Raw genomic sequence first — 19,529 nt, 5'->3', positions numbered from 1 at the left:
GTGAACGCCGAACTGCTGCCGGAACGCTTCGCCGAGCAGGCGTTCCGTACCCCGGACGCGGTCGCCGTCATCGACGCCGACCGGGCGCTGACCTATCGCGAGCTGGACGGCGCGGCTTCCCGCGCGGCCCGCCGGCTGCGGGCCCTGGGCGCCGGGCCCGGCACGCTCGTCGGGGTGGCCCTGCCCCGGAGCGCGGACCTGGTCGTGGCCCTGCTCGCCGTCTGGCGGGCCGGAGCGGGCTATGTCCCCCTGGACCCGGCCCAGCCGCGAGCCCGGCTCACGGCCCTGGTGCGGGACGCGGGCACCGGCCTGGTGCTGGCAAAGGCCGGCCTGGAAGGGGCGGTACGGGACGCGGGCACGCGCCGGGTCGACCCGGCGGACCTGCGGACCGGGGCGCTCCCGGGCGGCGGCGAGGGGGCGGAGGACGCGCCCGGGGCGGGTGACGCACCGGGGACGGGCGACGCACCGGTGGCGGAGGGCGGCACCGACCCCGACTCCGTCGCGTACGCCGTGTTCACCTCCGGCTCCACCGGCACCCCCAAGGCCGTCGAGATCACCCATGCCGGGATCGCCAACCGGGTCGGCTGGACGGTGGAGCGGCACCGGCTCGGGCCGGCGGACCGGGTGCTCCAGAAGACCACCATCGGGTTCGACGCGGCCGGGTGGGAGATCTTCGCCCCGCTCGTGTCCGGCGGCACCGTCGTCCTCGCCCCGGCCGGGGCCGAGCGCGACCCGGCCGCGCTGCTGAAGGCCGTCGCCGGCTTCGGGGTGACCGTCCTCCAGGTCGTGCCGTCGGTCCTGAGCCCGCTCGTGGAGGAGGACGGCGACTGGGGCGGCTCGCTGAGGCTGCTGTTCTCGGCCGGGGAGCCGCTCCACGCCGAACTCGTGGCCCGGCTGCGCGAACGCGTCGGACGGCCCGTCGAGGTCTGGAACACCTACGGCCCCACCGAGTGCTCCATCGACGTCACCGCCCACCTCGTCGACCCCGCTCTCGGCACGGGGCCGGTGCCGATCGGCCGCCCGCTGCCCGGCACCCGCGTCCTGGTCCTGGACCCGGGCGGGGTTCCCGTGCCGGTCGGGGTGCCCGGCGAGCTGTACGCGGGCGGAGTCGGCGTCGCCCGCGGTTACGCAGGGCGCCCCGGGCTGACCGCCGAGCGCTTCGTGCCCGACCCGTACGGCCCGCCCGGCGCGCGGCTCTACCGCACCGGGGACCAGGTGCGCTGGCGCCCCGACCGGACCCTGGAGTACCTGGGCCGCCAGGACCACCAGGTCAAGGTCAACGGCGTGCGGATCGAGCCCGGCGAGATCGAGGCCGTGCTCACCGCGCACCCGGACGTCACCGGCGCCGTGGTCGTCCCGTACACCGCGGAGGACGGCGGGAGGCGCCTGGCCGCCCATCTGACCGTGCGCGAGCGGACCTCCGCACGGGCGGGAGGGCCGGGCGACGGGCCCGCGCACGCCCCCGCCGCCGGACCGGGGAGCCGGCCGAGGGGTCCTGGTGGTGCGCCCGCCGGTCCGGGCCACGGGCCCGCCGGTCCGGGTGACCGGGCCGCCGCTCTGCGCGCCTTCGCCGCCGAGCGGCTGCCCGAGAGCCATGTGCCGGCCTTCTTCCACGTCCTGGACGCCTTTCCGCTGGGCGCGAGCGGCAAGACGGACCGGGCGAAGCTGCCGACGCCCGCGGAGATCACCGCCGCCGCGCGGTCCACGGCCACCGCGCCGCGCGATCCGGCCGAGGCACTCGTCGCGGCCGTCTGGTCCGAACTGCTCGGCGCGGACCGCGTCGGCGTCCATGACGACTTCTTCGCCCTCGGCGGGACCTCCCTGCAGCTCACCCGGCTCGCGGCCCGGCTGCGTGCCGCCTCCGGAGAGAAGGTCTCCCTGCGGGGCCTCTTCGCCGCCACCACCGTGGAGGCGCAGGCCCGGCTGATCGGCGCACCCGCCGCCGGTGAGGAGACGGCCGTTCGTCCCGTGCCCCGGGACGGCGAACTCCCGCTCTCCTCCGGGCAGCGGCGCCTGTGGTTCCTGGACCGGATGCACCCCGGCAGCCCCGAGTGGGTCGCCCCCCTCTTCCTGCGGCTGCCCGCCGGGCCGGGCGCCGCCACCGTGCACCGGGCCCTGGACGCGCTCGCGGCCCGCCATGAACCCCTGCGCACCCGCTACCCGGACATCGGCGGCGAACCGCGCCAGATCATCGACCCGCCCACCGCGAACCGGGTGGAGCTGCGCACCGAGGACACCGCGCCCGACGGCGTACCCGCCCTCTTCGGCGAGCAGTTCGCGCGCGGCTTCGACCTCGCGGCCGGGCCGCTGTGGCGCGCGCTGCTCGCCCGGGTGCCCGGCGAGGACCACCTCCTGCTGCTGACGATGCATCACATCGCCTGTGACGGCTGGTCCACGGTCGTCCTGGAGCGCGAACTGCGGGAGCTGTGCGAGGCGTACGACACCGGGCGCGAGCCCGTCCTGCCGACACTCACCGTCCAGTACGCGGACTACGCAGCCTGGCAGCACGCCCGCCTCACCCGGGAGGCCGTCGAGCGTGAACTCGGCCACTGGACCGCCGAACTGGCCGGTGTCGAGCAGCTCGACCTGCCCACCGACCGGCCCCGCCCCCCGCTCCGGGACCCGCGCGGAGCCGTCGTCCCGTTCCGGGTGGCCCCCTCGGTCGCCGCCGCGCTCACCGGACTGGGCCGGGCCCGGGGCGCGACCCCGTTCATGACCCTCCTCACCGCGTACGCGGCACTCGTGGCCCGCTACAGCGGCCAGTGGGACGTCCCCGTCGGCACACCCGTCGCGGGCCGCACCCGCCCCGAGACCGAGGGCATGGTCGGCTTCTTCCTCAACTCGCTCGTCGTCCGCTGCGGGCTGACGCCCCATATGGACTTCACCGAGGCGCTGGACCGGGTCGCGGCGGCGGCGCGGGCCGCCTTCGCGCACCAGGAACTGCCCTTCGAACTGCTGGTGGACCGGCTCCAGCCGGAGCGCGATCTGTCGCGCACCCCGCTCTACCAGGTCGCCTTCGACCTCCACAGCGAGGGCGTGACCAGCGTCGTCACGAGGGACGAGGACCTGGCCGCCTTCGCGTCGGCCTGGCAGGTCGCCAAGACCGATCTGTCGCTGTTCATGCGGCAGACCCCGGACGGCGCGCTGGACGGCGTACTGGAGTACGCCACCGCCCTCTTCGACCGGTCCACCGCCGAGCGGATGACCCGCCACTTCCTGACCCTGCTCGAAGGGATCGCGGCCCGCCCCGACACCCCGCTGGGCGCGGTCGGCCTGCTCTCCGGCGAGGAGCGCCGGCTCCTGCTGACCGGCTGGAACGACACGGCCGATGACACCAGGGACCGTACGGACACGGTCCCCGCCCTCGTCGAGGCGCGGGCCGCCGCAGCACCCGCGGCGACCGCGCTGACCTGTGGCACGGACACCGTGTCGTACGGGGAGTTGGACGGGTGGGCGAATGGGTTGGCGTTGCGGTTGCGGGGTGTGGGTGTGGGTGGGGAGTCGCGGGTGGCGGTGTTGCTGGACCGGGGTCCGGGTCTGGTGGCGGCGCTGTTGGCGGTGTGGAAGGCGGGGGGTGCGTATGTGCCGGTGGATCCGTCGTATCCGGTGGATCGGGTGGGGGTGATGTGTGAGTCGGCGGGGGTCGAGGTGGTGGTGACGTCGGCCGGGTACGCCTCGCGGTTCGGGGGGCTGGAGGTGGTTGTCGTGGACTCGGAGGTTCCGGGGGAGGTGGTGTCGGAGGCTCCTGTGCGGGTGGATGATCCTGACGGGTTGGCGTATGTGGTGTTCACGTCGGGGTCGACCGGGCGGCCGAAGGGTGTGGAGGTCACACACCGCGGGCTGGCCAACCACGTCCACTGGGCGGCGCGCGAACTCGCCGGAGACGACTACGGCGGCGGCGCGCTGTTCTCGTCGGTCGCGTTCGACCTCGTCGTGCCCAACCTGTGGGCCCCGCTCGTCACCGGACAGCGCCTCTTCCTCCTGCCCCAGGACATGGACATGTCCGAGCTGGGCAAACACCTCGCGGACGCCGAACCGTTCAGCTTTCTCAAGATGACCCCCGGCCATCTCGACATCCTGTCCCTCCAGCTCACCCCCGCCCAGGCGGGCGCGCTCGCCCCCGTGCTGGTGGTTGCGGGGGAGCCGTTCACGCGGGGGTCGCTGGAGCGGTGGCGTGTTCTGGCGCCGGAGACGCGGATTCTGAATGAGTACGGTCCGACGGAGGCGTCGGTGGGGACGTCGGTGTATCCGGTTCCGCAGGATGTGGTGGCGGAGGTGCTGCCGATCGGGCGTCCGTTGCCGAACATGGCGATGTATGTGCTGGATCCGGCGATGGAGCCGGTGCCGGTGGGGGTGGCGGGTGAGCTGTATGTGGGTGGTACGGGGGTGGCGCGTGGTTACGCGGGGCGTCCCGATCTGACCGCTGGGCGTTTCCTTCCCGATCCGTATGGTCCCGCGGGCGGGCGTCTGTACCGTACGGGGGATCTGGTGCGCCGACTCGACGGCGGTGATGTGGAGTTCCTGGGCCGGATCGACGACCAGGTGAAGATCCGGGGCTTCCGGATCGAGCCGGGTGAGGTCCAGGCGGTACTGACCGCCCACCCCGCCGTCCACGACGCCGTCGTCACCGTCCGCACCACCCCCGCCGGGGAGAAGCGGCTCGCGGCCCATCTCGTACCCGTACCGGGCACGGACGCGCCCACCGGGGCGGAGCTCACCGAGCACTGCGCCCGGCAGCTGCCCGCGTACATGGTCCCGGCGACCTTCACCCCGATCGACGCGATCCCCGTCAACGCCAACGGCAAGGTCGACCGGCGGGCCCTGCCCGAGCCGGGACCGCGCGCGCCGGAGGGGCACATCGCGCCCAGCGGTCCCGCCGAGGAGCGGATCGCCGGGATCTGGACCGAACTGCTGGGCGTCCGGGCCGGGGCCCATGACAACTTCTTCCACACCGGCGGCAATTCGATCCTCGCGATCCGCCTCATCTCGCGCATCCAGCAGGAGTTCGGGATCGACTTCGCCGTCCGCACGGTCTTCGAGGGCCCGACGATCGCCCGGCTCGCCACCGCCGTCGAGGAGCGCATCACTGCCCAGATCGCCGCGCTCTCCGACGCCGAACTCGCCCACGACGCCGAACTCGCCCACGACACGGAGCCCCCGCCCGACGCCGCGTCCGCCGACGGCCCGCGGCCGGCGCAGACCACCAAGGAGCACCAGGCATGAGCACCGGTGAGATGAAGACCGCGGGCCCGGCGGCCGACGCCGACGCGCTGCGCGCCGAGCTGCTGCGCCGCCGCCTCGCGGGACGGCGCGGCGGCCCCCGCCGTACGGAGATCGCCCGTGCCGACCGGGAGGGCCCGCTCCCCCTGTCGTACGGACAGCAGCAGATGTGGTTCCTCAGCAGGCTGGAGCCCGACAGCGCCGAATACCTCGTCCCGCTCGTCCTGCGGCTGCGCGGCCGTCTCGACGCCGCCGCGCTCGGCCGCGCCTGGCAGGGCCTGGTGGACCGGCACGAGATCCTGCGCACGCGGTACGCCATGGAGGACGGCGAACCGGTCCAGCTGATCGACGAGCCGGGCCCGGTCGCCCTGGAGCGGACGGCGGCGTCCGGTGAGGCGGAGGCCCGCGCGCTCGTCGAGGCCGACCTCTCCCGCCCGTTCGACCTCGGCGGCGAGCCCCCGGTCCGCGCCCGGCTGATCCGGCTCGCGGACGACGAGCACCTCCTCGCCCTCGTCCTCCACCACATCGCCTGCGACGCCTGGTCCACCGGGATCATCGGCCAGGAGCTGAGCGAACTGTACGCGGGAACCACCCCCGTACCCCTGGCCGTGCAGTACGCCGACTTCGCGGTCTGGCAGCGCACCGAGCTGACCGGTGAGGTCATCGCCCGCCACCTCGGCTACTGGAAGGAGCGGCTGGCGGACCTCGCTCCGCTGGAGCTGCCCACCGACCGGCCGCGCCCCGCGGTGCGCGACGGGGCGGGCGACGCCGTCGCGTTCACCGTCCCGCCCGCACTGGCCGAACGGCTGCGCGCCCTCGCGCACAGCCGGGACGTCACCCTCTTCATGCTGTTCCTCGCCGCCTACCAGAGCCTCCTGGCCCGCTACACGGGCCGCCACGACATCGCGGTCGGCACGGTCGTCTCCGGCCGGGGCCGTCCCGAGCTCCAGCAGCTCATCGGCTACGGCATCAACAGCCTGGTGATGCGCGGCGACACCTCGGGCGACCCCGCGTTCACGGAACTCCTCGCCCGCACCCGCGCGAGTGTTCTCGACGCCTACGACCACCAGGACGTCTCCTTCGCCCAGGTCGTCGACGCGCTCCAGCCCGAACGCGATCTGTCGCGCACCCCGCTGTTCCAGGCCGCGTTCACCATGCACGGCGAGCGCGGCTCGGCGTTCGCGTTCCCGGGCGTGGAGGTCTCCCCGTACGAAGGCAGCGGCAAGGCCGCCAAGTTCGATCTGGACCTCCAGATCCGGGAGGGCGCCGACGGCACCCTCGGCGGTCATCTGGAGTACGCCACCGCCCTCTTCGACCGGACCACGGTCGAGCGGATGTCCGGCCATCTGCTGCGGCTGCTCGCGGCCGTCGCCGACGACCCCGGCGCCCGGCTGTCGTCGTACGGCATCGTCGGAGAGCGGGAGCGGGCCGTCCTGCTGCCCCCGCCGGCCGCCACCGAACCCGTCACGCGCCGTGTGCACGAGGTCTTCGAGGAGCGGGCGAACCGGACCCCCGAGGCCGTCGCGGTCACCCACGACGGTACGGAACTGTCGTACGCGCAGGTCAACGCCCGCGCCAACCGCATCGCACGGGTGCTGCGCGCCAGGGGAGCCGGGCCGGAGACCCTGGTCGGGCTCTGCCTGGAGCGGGGCACCGAGCTGATCCCCGCGCTGCTGGGCATCCTCAAGGCGGGCGCCGCCTACCTCCCGCTGGACCCGGCGAACCCGGCGGACCGGCTGGCGTACATCGCCCGGGACGCCCGCGCGCCCCTGGTGATCACCACGTCCGGCCTCGTGGACCGCCTCGGCGGCGGCGAGGACGGCCCCGAGCCGGTCCTGCTGGACTCGGGCCCGGACGCGGCGCTGATCGCCGCCCAGCCCGGCCACGACCTGGACCTTCCCGGCAGCCCCGACCAGCTGGCCTACACGATCTACACCTCCGGTTCCACCGGACGCCCCAAGGGCAGCGCGCTGACCCACGCGAACGTCCTGCGACTGATCGACCGGGGCCAGGAGCACTTCGCCTTCACCGGGGACGACGTCTGGCCCCTGTTCCACAGCTACGCGTTCGACTTCTCGGTGTGGGAGATCTGGGGCGCGCTCCTCAACGGCGGCCGACTCGTCGTCGTCCCCCACGACATCACCCGCTCACCGGCCGAGTTCCTCGCCCTCCTCGTACGGGAAGGGGTGACGGTCCTCAACCAGACCCCGTCCGCGTTCCGTACCCTCGTCCCGCTCGCCCGCCCGGACAGCGGGCTCGCCCTGCGGGCCGTCGTCTTCGGCGGCGAGAAGCTGGAGATGGCCGAACTCAGGCCCTGGACCGACCGGTTCGGCCTCGACGACATCGCGCTCGTCAACATGTACGGGATCACCGAGACCACCGTGCACACGACCTACCACAGGATCACCGCGGCCGATCTCGCCCCGGGCGCGGGCAACCCCATCGGCCACCCCCTGGCCGATCTGCGGGTGCACGTGCTGGACGCCGACGGGCGGCCCTCGCCGATCGGCGTCCCGGGGGAGATGCACGTCGGCGGCCCCGGCGTCGCCCGCTGCTACCTCGGGCGGCCCGGGCTGACCGCCGAGCGCTTCGTCCCCGACCCCTACGGCCCGCCCGGCGCCCGGCTCTACCGCAGCGGCGACCTGGCCCGCAGACTGCCGGACGGCAGCCTGGAGTTCCTGGGCCGCATCGACGACCAGGTGAAGATCCGCGGCTACCGGATCGAACCGGGCGAGATCGAGACCGCGCTCACCGGGCACCCGCACATCCGGGACGCCGTCGTCCTCGTCCGCGAGGACTCACCCGGCGACCGCCGGCTCGTCGCCTATGTCACCCCCGAGGCCCCCGGCACCACCGCCACGCCCGCCGAACTGCGCGGACACCTCGCCACGAGCCTCCCCGACTACATGGTCCCGTCCGCGTTCGTCACCCTCGACGCCCTGCCGCTGACCACCAACGGCAAGCTCGACAAGCGTGCTCTGCCCGCTCCCGGACACGACGCGACCGGCGCGGCCGGGCACATCGCCCCCCGCACGGTCACCGAGGAGCGCATCGCGGAGATCTGGGCCGATGTGCTCGGCCTGGAGCGCGTCGGCGTGGAGGACGGATTCTTCGAACTCGGCGGCCACTCCATCAGGGCCGTGAACCTCGTCGGACGGCTGCGCGCGGCGGGATACGACCTCGCGGTCCGCGACGTCTTCGAGTACCGCACGGTCGCCCGGATCGCCGAACTCGTCACCGGCCGGCCCGCCCCCGCGGACGCCGACCGCACCGCCGCGCCCTTCTCGCTGCTCTCCGACGAGGACCGGGCGCGTCTTCCCGAGGGCCTCGACGACGCCTATCCGCTGTCCCAGGTCCAGCTCGGCATGGTCGTCGAGATGCTGTCGGACGACGGCCGCCACCCGTACCACAACGCCACGTCCTTCCGGATCCGCGACGAGCGGCCGTTCTCGCTCGACGCCCTGCGGGAGGCGGTGGCCGCCGTCGTCGCCCGGCACGACGTCCTGCGCACCTCCGTGAGCCTGTCCGGCTACTCCGTTCCGATGCAGCTCGTGCACCGGAACGCCGAGATGCCGGTCGGCGCGCGCGATCTGTCGCATCTCGGGGAGGACGAACTCCGCCGCGCCCTGGAGGAGTTCAACGCCGCGGAACGCGCCCGGCTGTTCGACCTGGCCGAGCCGCCGCTGCTGCGGCTGTACGCCCATGTCGCCGGGGACGGCAGCTGGTGGATCACCAACACCGAGTTCCACGCCATCCTCGACGGCTGGAGCCACCACTCCCTGCTGATGGAGATCCTGGAGGAGTACGGGCGCGTCCGCGACGGCCGGACCGCGGGCGGCGGGCAGCCGCCCGCGACCCGGTTCGCCGACTTCATCGCCGAGGAGCTCGGCGCCCTCGCCTCGGAGGAGTCCCGCGCCTACTGGCAGTCCGTCGTCGACGACCACGCCCGCCTCACCGTCCCCGCGCCCTGGCGCGGCGACCCGGACGACGACGGCCCGTCGTATCGCGTTCCGGTGCCGTTCCACGATCTGGAGGACCGGCTGCGGAAGCTGGCCGCACGCGCCGGGGCGTCCCTGAAGAGCGTGCTGCTGACCGCCCACCTCAAGACGCTGAGCCTGCTCACCGCGGAGCCGCGCTTCTTCGCCGGCCTGGTGTGCAACGCCCGGCCCGAGGTCCTCGGCGCCGACCGGGTGTACGGCATGCACCTCAACACCCTGCCGTTCCCGTACGACCGCACGGCCGGCACCTGGCGGGAGCTGGTGGCGCGGGTCTTCGCCCGCGAGATCGAACTGTGGCCGCACCGCGCCTTCCCGATGCCGGTGATCCAGCGCGAACTCGCCGACGGCGAGCGGCTGATCGAGATGCGGTTCAGCTACCACGACTTCGACCAGGTCGACCACGACCGGGTCGACTATCTCGCCAGCATCGACGACAGCCCCACCGAGTTCCCGCTCGGGGTCTCCGCCCGCGTGGGCCATCTCGTCCTCACGGCGAGCCCCCGCGCACTCTCCCGCGGCGGCACGGACCGGCTCGCGGCCATGCTGCGCCGGGTCCTGGAGGCGATGGCCGCCGACCCCGAGGGCGACGCACAGGCGTCGTTCCTGCCCGAGGACGAGCGGGAGCGCGAGCTGACCGGCTGGAACCGCACGGAGCACCCCTTCGGTACCGGCTCCGTGCTGGAGCGCTTCGAGGCCCAGGCGCTCCGGACCCCACGGGCCGCCGCCGTCCTGCACCCGTCCGGCACCGTGTCGTACGGGGAGTTGGACGGGTGGGCGAATGGGTTGGCGTTGCGGTTGCGGGGTGTGGGTGTGGGTGGGGAGTCGCGGGTGGCGGTGTTGCTGGACCGGGGTCCGGGTCTGGTGGCGGCGTTGCTCGGGGTGTGGAAGGCGGGGGGTGCGTATGTGCCGGTGGATCCGTCGTATCCGGTGGATCGGGTGGGGGTGATGTGTGAGTCGGCGGGGGTCGAGGTGGTGGTGACGTCGGCCGGGTACGCCTCGCGGTTCGGGGGGCTGGAGGTGGTTGTCGTGGACTCGGGGGTTGTGGGGGAGGTGGTGTCGGAGGCTCCTGTGCGGGTGGATGATCCTGACGGGTTGGCGTATGTGGTGTTCACGTCGGGGTCGACCGGGCGGCCGAAGGGTGTGGAGGTCACGCACCGGGGGCTGGCCAACCACGTCCACTGGGCGGCGGAGGAGCTGGCGGGCCACGGCTCGGGCGGAGCACCCCTGTTCTCGTCGGTCGCGTTCGATCTCGTCGTGCCCAACCTGTGGGCCCCGCTCGTCACCGGCCAGTCCGTGCACACCGTCGGCCAGGACGTGGACATGGCCGACCTCGGCGAACACCTCGTCGCCTCCGGCCCGTACAGCTTCGTCAAGCTCACCCCGGGCCATCTGGACGTACTCGCCGGACAGCTCACCGCCCAGAGCGCGACGGATCTGACTCCCGTGCTGGTGGTTGCGGGGGAGCCGTTCACGCGGGGGTCGCTGGAGCGGTGGCGTGTTCTGGCGCCGGAGACGCGGATTCTGAATGAGTACGGTCCGACGGAGGCGTCGGTGGGGACGTCGGTGTATCCGGTTCCGCAGGATGTGGTGGCGGAGGTGCTGCCGATCGGGCGTCCGCTGCCGAACATGGCGATGTATGTGCTGGATCCGGCGCTGGAGCCGGTGCCGGTGGGGGTGACGGGTGAGCTGTATGTGGGTGGTACGGGGGTGGCGCGCGGTTACGCGGGGCGTCCGGATCTGACCGCTGGGCGTTTCCTTCCCGATCCGTACGGTCCCGCGGGCGGGCGTCTGTACCGCACGGGCGACCTCGTGCGCCGACTCGACGGCGGTGATGTGGCGTTCCTGGGCCGGATCGACGACCAGGTGAAGATCCGCGGCTACCGGATCGAGCCGGGTGAGGTCCAGGCGGTGCTGACCGCCCACCCCGCCGTCCACGACGCCGTCGTGACCACGGCGGACGGCGAACTCGCCGCGTACTGGACCCCGGCAGCCGTCACCGCCGAGTCCGTCCGGGACCATCTCGCGTCCCGGCTGCCGGAGTACATGATCCCGGCCGGACTCACCGCGCTCGACGCGCTCCCGCTCAACGCCAACGGCAAGGTCGACCGCAAGGCCCTGCCCGCCCCCGGCGGACAGCGCGCCGACGGCCGCCGCCATGTGGCGCCCCGCACGGTCACGGAGGAACGCATCGCGGCCGTCTGGGCGGACGTCCTCGGCCTGGAACGGGTCGGGGTCGAGGACGGCTTCTTCGACATCGGCGGCCACTCCATCCGCGCCGTCGCCCTGGTCGGCGCCCTGCGCGCGGCCGGATTCGACGTCGGCGTACGCGAGGTGTTCGAGCACCGGACCGTCGCCGAACTCGCCCGCTACCTCACCGGACGGCCCGCCGTCACCGAAGTGGTCACCCCGGTCGAGCCGTTCGCCCTCATCGACGCCGCCGACCGGGACGGCCTGCCCGCCGACGCCGTGGACGCCTACCCGCTCACCGAGGTCCAGCTCGGCATGGTCCTGGAGATGCTCGCCGACCGGGAGACACGCGCGTACCACAACGTCTCCTCCTTCCGGATCACCGAGGACGCCCCCTTCGACGAGGACGCGCTGCGCGGGGCCGTCGCCACCGTCACCGCACGGCACGAGATGCTGCGCACCTCCTTCCATCTCGACACCTGGTCGGTGCCGCTCCAGGTGGTGCGCGACAGCGCCCGTATCCCCGTCTCCGTACGGGATCTCAGCGGCCTGGACGAGGCGGAGACACGCTCCGAACTCTCCCGCTTCATGGCCGCCGAACGGGCCGACCTCTTCGACCTCGAAGCCGCCCCGCTCCTGCGGATGACCGTCCACGTCGAGGGCGGGTGCGCCTGGCGGCTCGGGCTCACGGTCTGCCACGCCATCACCGAGGGCTGGTCCCACCGGGCGCTGCTGATGGAACTGCTCGACGAGTACCGGCGGCTCCGGGACGGCGGGGACGCCGTCGTACGGCCCGCCCCCGCCCTCCGGTACGCGGACTTCGTCGCCGCCGAGCTGGCCTCGCTCGCCTCGCCGGACGACCGCGCCCACTGGCAGGACGTCATCGCCCGCAACGCCCGCTTCTCCCTCCCGCCCGCCTGGGCGGGCGACACCGCGGCGCCCCGCGAGAAGTTCCGGGTCGCCGTCCCGCTGAAGGGCCTGGAGCCCGGGCTGCGGGCCCTGGCGACCCGCGCCCGGGCCTCCGTCAAGAGCGTGCTCCTCGCCGCGCATCTGAAGGTGATGAGCGCCCTGACCGATCAGGACCGGTTCTTCACCGGACTGGTCTTCAGCGCCCGCCCGGAGGCGCCGGGAGCCGACCGGGTGTACGGCATGTATCTCAACACCCTGCCGTTCGCCTTCGACCGCTGTGCCGCGGCCACCTGGACCGAGCTCGTCGGCCGGGTCTTCCTGCACGAGGCCGGCATCTGGGAGCACCGCCGCTACCCGATGCCCGCGATCCAGCGGGCGGCGGGCGCGGACCGGCTGCTCGACGTCCGGTTCAGCTACCAGGACTTCGACCATCTCGACGAGGAGCGCGTCGACGTCGGCGACAGCGCGGGGGAGGGCGCGACCGAGTTCGGCCTCGCCGTGTCCGCCGTCTCCGGCCATCTGGTGATGACCACGCACACCCACGCGCTGTCCCGCGCGTCCGCCGACCGGCTCACCGCCATGTACACGGCCGTGCTGGAGGCGATGGCGGCCGATCCGGACGGTGACGCGCGGGCCGCCCAGCTCCCTCCGGGCGAGCGGGAGCGGCAGCTCACCGAGTGGAACCGCACGGAAGACGTCCCTGGGACCGGCTCCGTGCCGGACCTGTTCGAGGCACAGGCGCTGCGGACCCCGGAAGCCGTCGCCGTCCGTGCCGCCGAGCCGGTCACGTACGCGGAACTGGACGCCCGCGCGAACCGGCTGGCCCATCGGCTGCGCGCCCTCGGCGTCGGTGCGGAATCCCGGGTGGCGGTGCTGCTCGACCGGGGGCCCGACCTGATCGCCGCGCTGCTCGCGGTGTGGAAGGCGGGCGGCGCCTATGTGCCCGTCGACCCCTCCTACCCGGCCGGGCGGATCGCGGCGATGCGCGAGACGGCGGGGGCGCGGGCCGTGGTGACCTCGCGGGCGTACCGGTCGCGCTTCGACCCGGCCGGCACGGACCTGGTGCTGGTCGACGGGGCCGGCGGTGACACGGAACCGGCCGCGCGTCCCGCCGGGAAGCCCGAACGGGACCACGACCCGGACCGGCTGGCGTATGTGATCTTCACATCCGGTTCGACGGGCCGCCCCAAGGGCGTGGAGATCACCCACCGCGGGCTGGCCAACCATGTGGCCTGGGCGGCACACGAGCTGGCGTCCCGCGGGGAGGGCGGCGCGCCGCTGTTCTCGTCGGTCGCGTTCGACCTCGTCGTCCCCAACCTGTGGGCCCCGCTGGTCACCGGCCAGACCGTCCACACCGTTCCCCAGGACACCGATCCGTCCGCCCTGGGGCGTGCGCTCCTCGCCGGCGCCCCCTACAGCTTCGTCAAACTGACCCCCGGCCATCTGGAACTCCTCAGCGGCCAGCTCACCACCGAGCAGGCGGAGGAACTGGCGTCCGTCCTGGTCGTCGCGGGTGAGGCCCTGCCCGGCGCGGTCGCCGACCGCTCGCTCGACATCCTGGGGCCCGGCCGTCTCATCAACGAGTACGGGCCGACCGAGGCGTCCGTCGGGACGTGTGTGTTCCCCGTCGTCGAGCCGTCCGGCCGCGATGTCGTACCGATCGGGCGTCCGCTGCCGAACATGGCGATGTATGTGCTGGATCCGGCGATGGAGCCGGTGCCGGTGGGGGTGACGGGTGAGCTGTACGTGGGTGGTACGGGGGTGGCGCGCGGTTACGCGGGGCGTCCCGATCTGACCGCCGGGCGTTTCCTTCCCGACCCGTACGGTCCCGCGGGCGGGCGTCTGTACCGCACGGGGGATCTGGTCCGCCGTCTGCCGGACGGTGATGTGGAGTTCATCGGCCGGATCGACGACCAGGTGAAGATCCGCGGCTACCGTGTCGAACTCGGCGAGATCCAGGCCGTCCTGGTCGAACATCCGGGCGTCCGGGAGGCCGTGACGGGTGTGTACGAGCCGACACCCGGCGACCGGAGGCTGGTCGCCCACTGGGTGGCGGCGCCCGGCCACGCGCCGGATGCCGCCGACGTGCCCGACGCGGACGGCCTCGCCGAGTACTGCGGGGTCCGCCTGCCGGAGTACATGGTCCCCTCGGCCTTCGTCCGTCTCGACGCGCTCCCGCTCAACGCCAACGGCAAGGTCGACCGCAAGGCCCTGCCCGCCCCCGGCCGTGCCGCCCTGCGCTCCGGGGCGCCCCATGTCCCTCCGCGTACGCCCACCGAGAGGACACTGGCCGCGATCTGGTCCGACGTCCTGGACGTCCCCGACATCGGGCTCCACGACCGCTTCTTCGACCTCGGCGGCCACTCCCTGCTGATGATCAAGGTCCTTGCCGCCGCCCGCAAGGCGGGCCTCGCCGTCTCCGTCTGGCGCATGTACCAGCACGAGACCCTGCTCGGCCTCGCGACCGCGGTCGACGAGGACGCGGGGCGGGCGGCGGTCGCGGACCCCGCGCCGGACTCCACGTCCGCGCCGGACTCCACGTCCGCGCCGGACTCCACGTCCGCGCCGGACTCCACGTCCGCGCCGGACTCCACGTCCGCGCCGGACTCCGGGTCCGGGCGCGGCTCCGAGCCCCGGTCCGAGCGCGAGTCCGGGTCCGGGTCCGGGGCGGTGCGTGAGCCCCGGTCCGAGAGCGAGTCCGGGTCCGCACCGGCCCCGGACCGGGCCGCCGGGCACACTCCCGGCGCACGGCAGGACACCGAAGCCGCGCCCGACGCGGGGAGCGCGTCCGCCCCCACCGTGCAGGTGCCCGCGGAGCTGCTGGCCGCGCTGCTCGACCAGGTCCGGGGGCAGTCGCCGACGGCGCAGGCGCGCGGTGTGCTCGCCGAGGGCGCCACCCTCCTCGCGGGCGCCGGACAGCCGGAGCAGGACCCCGCGGGGCGGGAACCGGCGGAGCAGGATGCCGTAAGCCAGAGCCGCCCGCGGCAGGAAACCGTGCGGCGGGGACGGCCGCGGCAGGGGCGGCCCGAGGAGGACCGCATGGCCGGGCTCGCGGAGGTCATGGCGCGCCACCATGTGCCCGGGGCCGCCGTCGCCCTGATCCGGGACGGCCGGGTCGCCGGGGTCCACGGGTACGGAGTACTCGCGGCGGGCGGGACCGAGCCCGTCACGGCGCGGACGCTCTTCCAGGTCGGTTCGCTCAGCAAGCATGTGACCGCGCTCGCCGTGCTGCGCCTGGTCGCGGACGGGCGGCTCGGGCTCGACGACGGCATCGAGGCGCATCTGACGAGCTGGCGGCTGGAGGACGACCCGGCCGCGCCCGGGACCGTCACCGTACGGCAGCTGCTCGGGCACCGCGCCGGACTGGCCCGTCACCGGAGCGTGGGATTCAGGCCCGGCGAGGAGGTGCCCGCGCTGCTCGACCTGCTGGAGGGCAGGCCGCCCGTACGCACCCCCAGGGTCCGCAGGGAGCTGCCGCCCGGAGCGGTGTTCCGCAAGAGCAGCACCCACTACTGGGTCCTCCAGCAGATGCTGGAGGATCTGACGGGCGAGCCGTTCGACACGCTGGCGCGGCGGCTCGTACTGGAGCCGCTCGGGCTGCGGGACACCGGCTTCGACCAGGAGTTCGCCCCGGCGTCGGGGCTCCCGGTCGCGCTGGGGCACCACCGGGACGGCACGCCCCTCAAGGGCGGCTGGCGCCGGCGCGCCCACCTCGCGGCGGCCGGACTGTGGACCACCGCGGCCGACCTGGCCGCGCTCACGGTCGCCGTGCGCGACGCGCTCCTCGGCACCGGCGGCGGCCTGCTGCCGCAGGCGGTCGCCAGGGAACTCCTCGCGGGCGAGACCGGCAGCTTCTACGGGCTCGGCACGATCGTCGACGACACCGGCGGCGATCTGGAGTTCGGCCACGGCGGCGAGCCCGCCGGGTACTGGAACATGGCGATCAGCCGGCTCCACGGCGGCACCGGCTTCGTCGCCCTGACCAACGCCGACTCCGGCAAGGCCGTCGTCCGGCACCTCACCGCCGAACTCGGCCGCCGGGACACCGCGTTCGGCACCGGCTCCCTCGCCGCCGAGTGGGCCGCCACCGCCGCCGACGGCCCCGCGACCGGGCTGCCGGACGTTCTCGCACCCGTCGTCACGGACGAGGAGAAGACGTCATGACATCCACGGAGGTCCGTAGGGCCGACCGGCCGGCGATCCGGCATCTGATCTCGATCGACGACCTGCGCGACGACGAGCTCACCGCGCTCGTCACCCGGGGCGCGGCCTTCTCCTCCGGCGCGGCCGGCCGGCCGCGCCCCCTCGAAGGGGCCGTCGCGGGGATCTACTTCAGCAGGACCTCCACCCGCACCCGCACCGCGTTCTCCAGCGGCGCGCTGCGTCTCGGCGCGCAGATCGTCGCGTACGGGCCCGGCGACCTCCAGCTCAACACGGGGGAGACCAGCGAGGACACCGGCCGGGTCATGTCCCGGATGCTCGACGTCCTCGTGGCCCGTACCGCCGGGGACCCGGCCGAGATGCGGGCCTGGGCCGCCCAGAGCCGGATGTCCGTCGTCAACGCGATGAGCGCCGACGAGCACCCCACCCAGGCGCTGACCGATCTCACCACCCTGTACGGCCGCTTCGGCCGGATCGAGGGACTGCGCGTCCTGTACGCGGGGGAGGGCAACAACACCGCCGCCGCCCTCGCGCTCGCGCTGACCCGCTTCCCGGGCGTCGAGTTCGAGCTGCGGACACCACCGGGATACGGCCTCACCGCGTCCGTACGCCGCCGGGCCGAGGCCCACGCGGCCCGGCACGGAGCCGTCCTGCGCGAGCGGCACGACATGGCGGACCTCCCGGCGGGACTGGACGCCGTGTACACCACACGCTGGCAGACCACCGGCACCAGCAAACCGGACCCGCACTGGCGGACGGTGTTCGCGCCGTTCCGGGTGACGGCCGCGCTGTGGGCGGGGTCCCCGAAGGCGGTCTTCCTCCACGACCTGCCCGCGCACCGGGGTGAGGAGGTGACGGCCGAGGTCCTCGACGGGCCCGCGAGCATCGCGTTCGACCAGGCGGAGAACAAGCTGCACAGCGCGATGGCGGTCCTGGAGTGGTGCCGTGGCCAAGGGCCCGCCCCCGCGGAGCCCCACCCGTGACCGTCCTCGACACGACACCGGCCCCGGAGCCGGCGCCCCTGCGCCGGAACCGGGACTTCCGGCTGCTGTGGACGGGCGCGGCCGTGTCCTTCCTCAGCAGCCGGGTCACGGCCGTCGCCTATCCGCTGCTGGTGCTCTGGCACACGGACTCACCGCTGGCGGCCTCCGTGGTGTCGTTCGCCGCGCTGCTGCCGCTGCTGCTCGTCCAGCTGCCGGCGGGCGCGCTGGTGGACCGCTGGGACCGGCGGCGGCTGATGATCTGCTGCGAGGCCGGCCGCTTCCTGGCCCTGGCGACCGTCGCGGCGGCCCTCGTGGCCGGCACGGTCTCGGTGCCGCATCTGGCGGCGGTCGCGTTCACGGAGGCGACCCTCACCGTCTTCTACCGGCTCGCGGAGCGCGGGGCGGTACGCAATGTGGTGGAGCCCGGGCACCTGCCCGCCGCGCTCGCCGCGAACGAGGCCCGCAGCCGGGCCGCCGGACTCGTCGGACAGCCGGGCGGCACGCTGCTGCACTCGCTGACCCGCTCGGCGCCGTTCCTGTTCGCCGCCGCGGGCTCGCTCGTCTCCCTCGGCACCCTGCTGCTGATCCGGCGGCCGTTCCAGAGCGAGCGATCCACCGCGCCGGGGCGGCTGGGCGCCGACGTGGCCGACGGGATCCGCTGGCTGTGGCGGCAGCGCTTCCTGCGGGCCGCGCTCGGGATCGTCGCGGGCAGCAATGTGCTCTTCCAGGTCATCGGGCTCGCGCTGATCCTGATGTTCAAGGAGGAGGGCCGGTCGCCCGCGACCCTCTCCGTCGTCTTCGCCCTCGGCGGCGTCGGCGGCCTGTGCGGCTCGCTCTGGGGCGGCCGGCTGTCGCGCCGGCTGCGCCAGCGGACCGTGCTCGTGGCGGGCACGACGGCCTGGGCCGCGCTGATGGCGGGCATGGCGCTGGTACGGGACCCCTTCGCGCTGGGCGCCCTGTTCGCGGGAACGGGCTTCGTCGGGGCGGCCTTCAATGTGACGGCCGGGGTGTACCAGGTGCGTACGACCCCCGACGAGATGCAGGGCCGGGTCGGCAGCACCGCCAACCTCATCGGCTCCGGCACCAACGCGCTGGGCGCGCTCGGCGGCGGACTCCTCCTCACCGTGTGGGGCACCACCCGCTCGGTGCTCCTCGCCGCCGGGCTGATGGCCGTACTCGCGGCGCTCGCCGCCGTCAGCCCGGCTCTGCGCACCGAGGAGCGCCTCATCGCCGCCCGCGCACCCGCGGGCCCCGACTCCACGCCCGAGGAGACCCGTTGTCCGGATCCGTGATCCCGTCCACCGAAGCGGGCCCCTGGTTTCGCCGCTACCCCGGCAGGACCGGGCGTCGCCCCAGACTGCGCCTGGTGTGCTTCCCGCACGCGGGCGGCACCGCGCAACTCTTCCACGGCTGGACCGCCCGTCTTCCCGACGACGTCGAACTGCTCGCCGTCCGCTACCCCGGCCGGCACGACCGGCTGGCCGAGCCGTGTGCCGAGACGATGGACGAACTCGCCGGCCCGGTCACCGAGGCACTCGTTCCCCGTCTCGACGTGCCGCTCGTGCTCTTCGGGCACAGCATGGGGTCGTCGGTGGCGTACGAGGTGGCCCTGCGGCTGGAGAAGCGGCACCGGGTCAGCCCCGCGCGGCTCCTGGTGTCGGGGCGCGCGGCCCCGCACCGCGCCAGGCGGACCGGACTGCACGAGAGGGACGACGACACGCTCGTCTCCGGGATCCGCCGGCTGGGGGACCTGGGGTCGGAGGCGTTCGACATCCCCGAGCTGAGGGAACTGCTGCTGCCGCCGCTGCGGGCCGACTACCGGCTCGTCGAGTCCTACCGCCCGGCCGCCCCCGCGCCCGTGCGCTCGCCGATCACCGCGTACATCGGGACCGAGGACACCGGCTGTGTCCGTGAGCACGTCATGGCCTGGGGTGAGCTGACCGCGTCGGGGGACTTCTCCCTGCGCGCCTTCCCCGGGGACCACTTCTATCTCGTGCCCCACGAAGCCGGGCTGCTCGCCGATGTGACCCGGCGCATCGCCGCCGTAGGGGGGCGTGACCCCTCGTCGTGA

5 protein-coding genes are annotated in these 19,529 nt (G+C 74.1%); all 5 read left to right on the top strand.

Annotation, left to right across the window (positions count from 1 at the left end; translation table 11 throughout):
* The 5 genes from ACFYT4_RS04490 to ACFYT4_RS04470 are packed head-to-tail and all read left to right on the top strand — an operon-like array spanning window position 1 to window position 19,529.
* A complete protein-coding gene (locus tag ACFYT4_RS04490) occupies window positions 1–5,223 on the top strand; it encodes an amino acid adenylation domain-containing protein (protein WP_389265162.1) in 5,223 nt (1,740 codons plus the stop codon).
* Window positions 5,220–16,478 (top strand): amino acid adenylation domain-containing protein, encoded by an 11,259-nt coding sequence (locus tag ACFYT4_RS04485; protein ID WP_389265159.1) that lies wholly within the window; start codon window positions 5,220–5,222, stop codon window positions 16,476–16,478. Before ACFYT4_RS04490 ends, ACFYT4_RS04485 begins: the two co-directional genes overlap by 4 nt.
* A complete protein-coding gene (locus ACFYT4_RS04480) occupies window positions 16,475–17,458 on the top strand; it encodes an ornithine carbamoyltransferase (protein ID WP_389265157.1) in 984 nt (327 codons plus the stop codon). Before ACFYT4_RS04485 ends, ACFYT4_RS04480 begins: the two co-directional genes overlap by 4 nt.
* Window positions 17,455–18,750, top strand: a complete 1,296-nt coding sequence (locus ACFYT4_RS04475; protein WP_389265155.1) for an MFS transporter — start codon at window positions 17,455–17,457, stop codon at window positions 18,748–18,750. Before ACFYT4_RS04480 ends, ACFYT4_RS04475 begins: the two co-directional genes overlap by 4 nt.
* Window positions 18,735–19,529, top strand: a complete 795-nt coding sequence (locus ACFYT4_RS04470) for a thioesterase II family protein (protein WP_389265153.1) — start codon at window positions 18,735–18,737, stop codon at window positions 19,527–19,529. The genes ACFYT4_RS04475 and ACFYT4_RS04470 overlap by 16 nt, the downstream gene beginning before the upstream one ends.

This window comes from Streptomyces sp. NPDC004609 (genome assembly GCF_042873655.1).
Taxonomy (GTDB): Bacteria; Actinomycetota; Actinomycetes; order Streptomycetales; family Streptomycetaceae; genus Streptomyces.
Note: the sequence above shows the minus strand (reverse complement) of the source record. Positions and strands in the feature narration are given on the sequence as shown.

Coding starts and splice junctions, on each gene's coding strand:
- ACFYT4_RS04485 (WP_389265159.1), top strand. CDS start 5,220: ATGAGCACCGGTGAGATGAAGACCGCGGGCCCGGCGGCCGACGCCGAC.
- ACFYT4_RS04480 (WP_389265157.1), top strand. CDS start 16,475: ATGACATCCACGGAGGTCCGTAGGGCCGACCGGCCGGCGATCCGGCAT.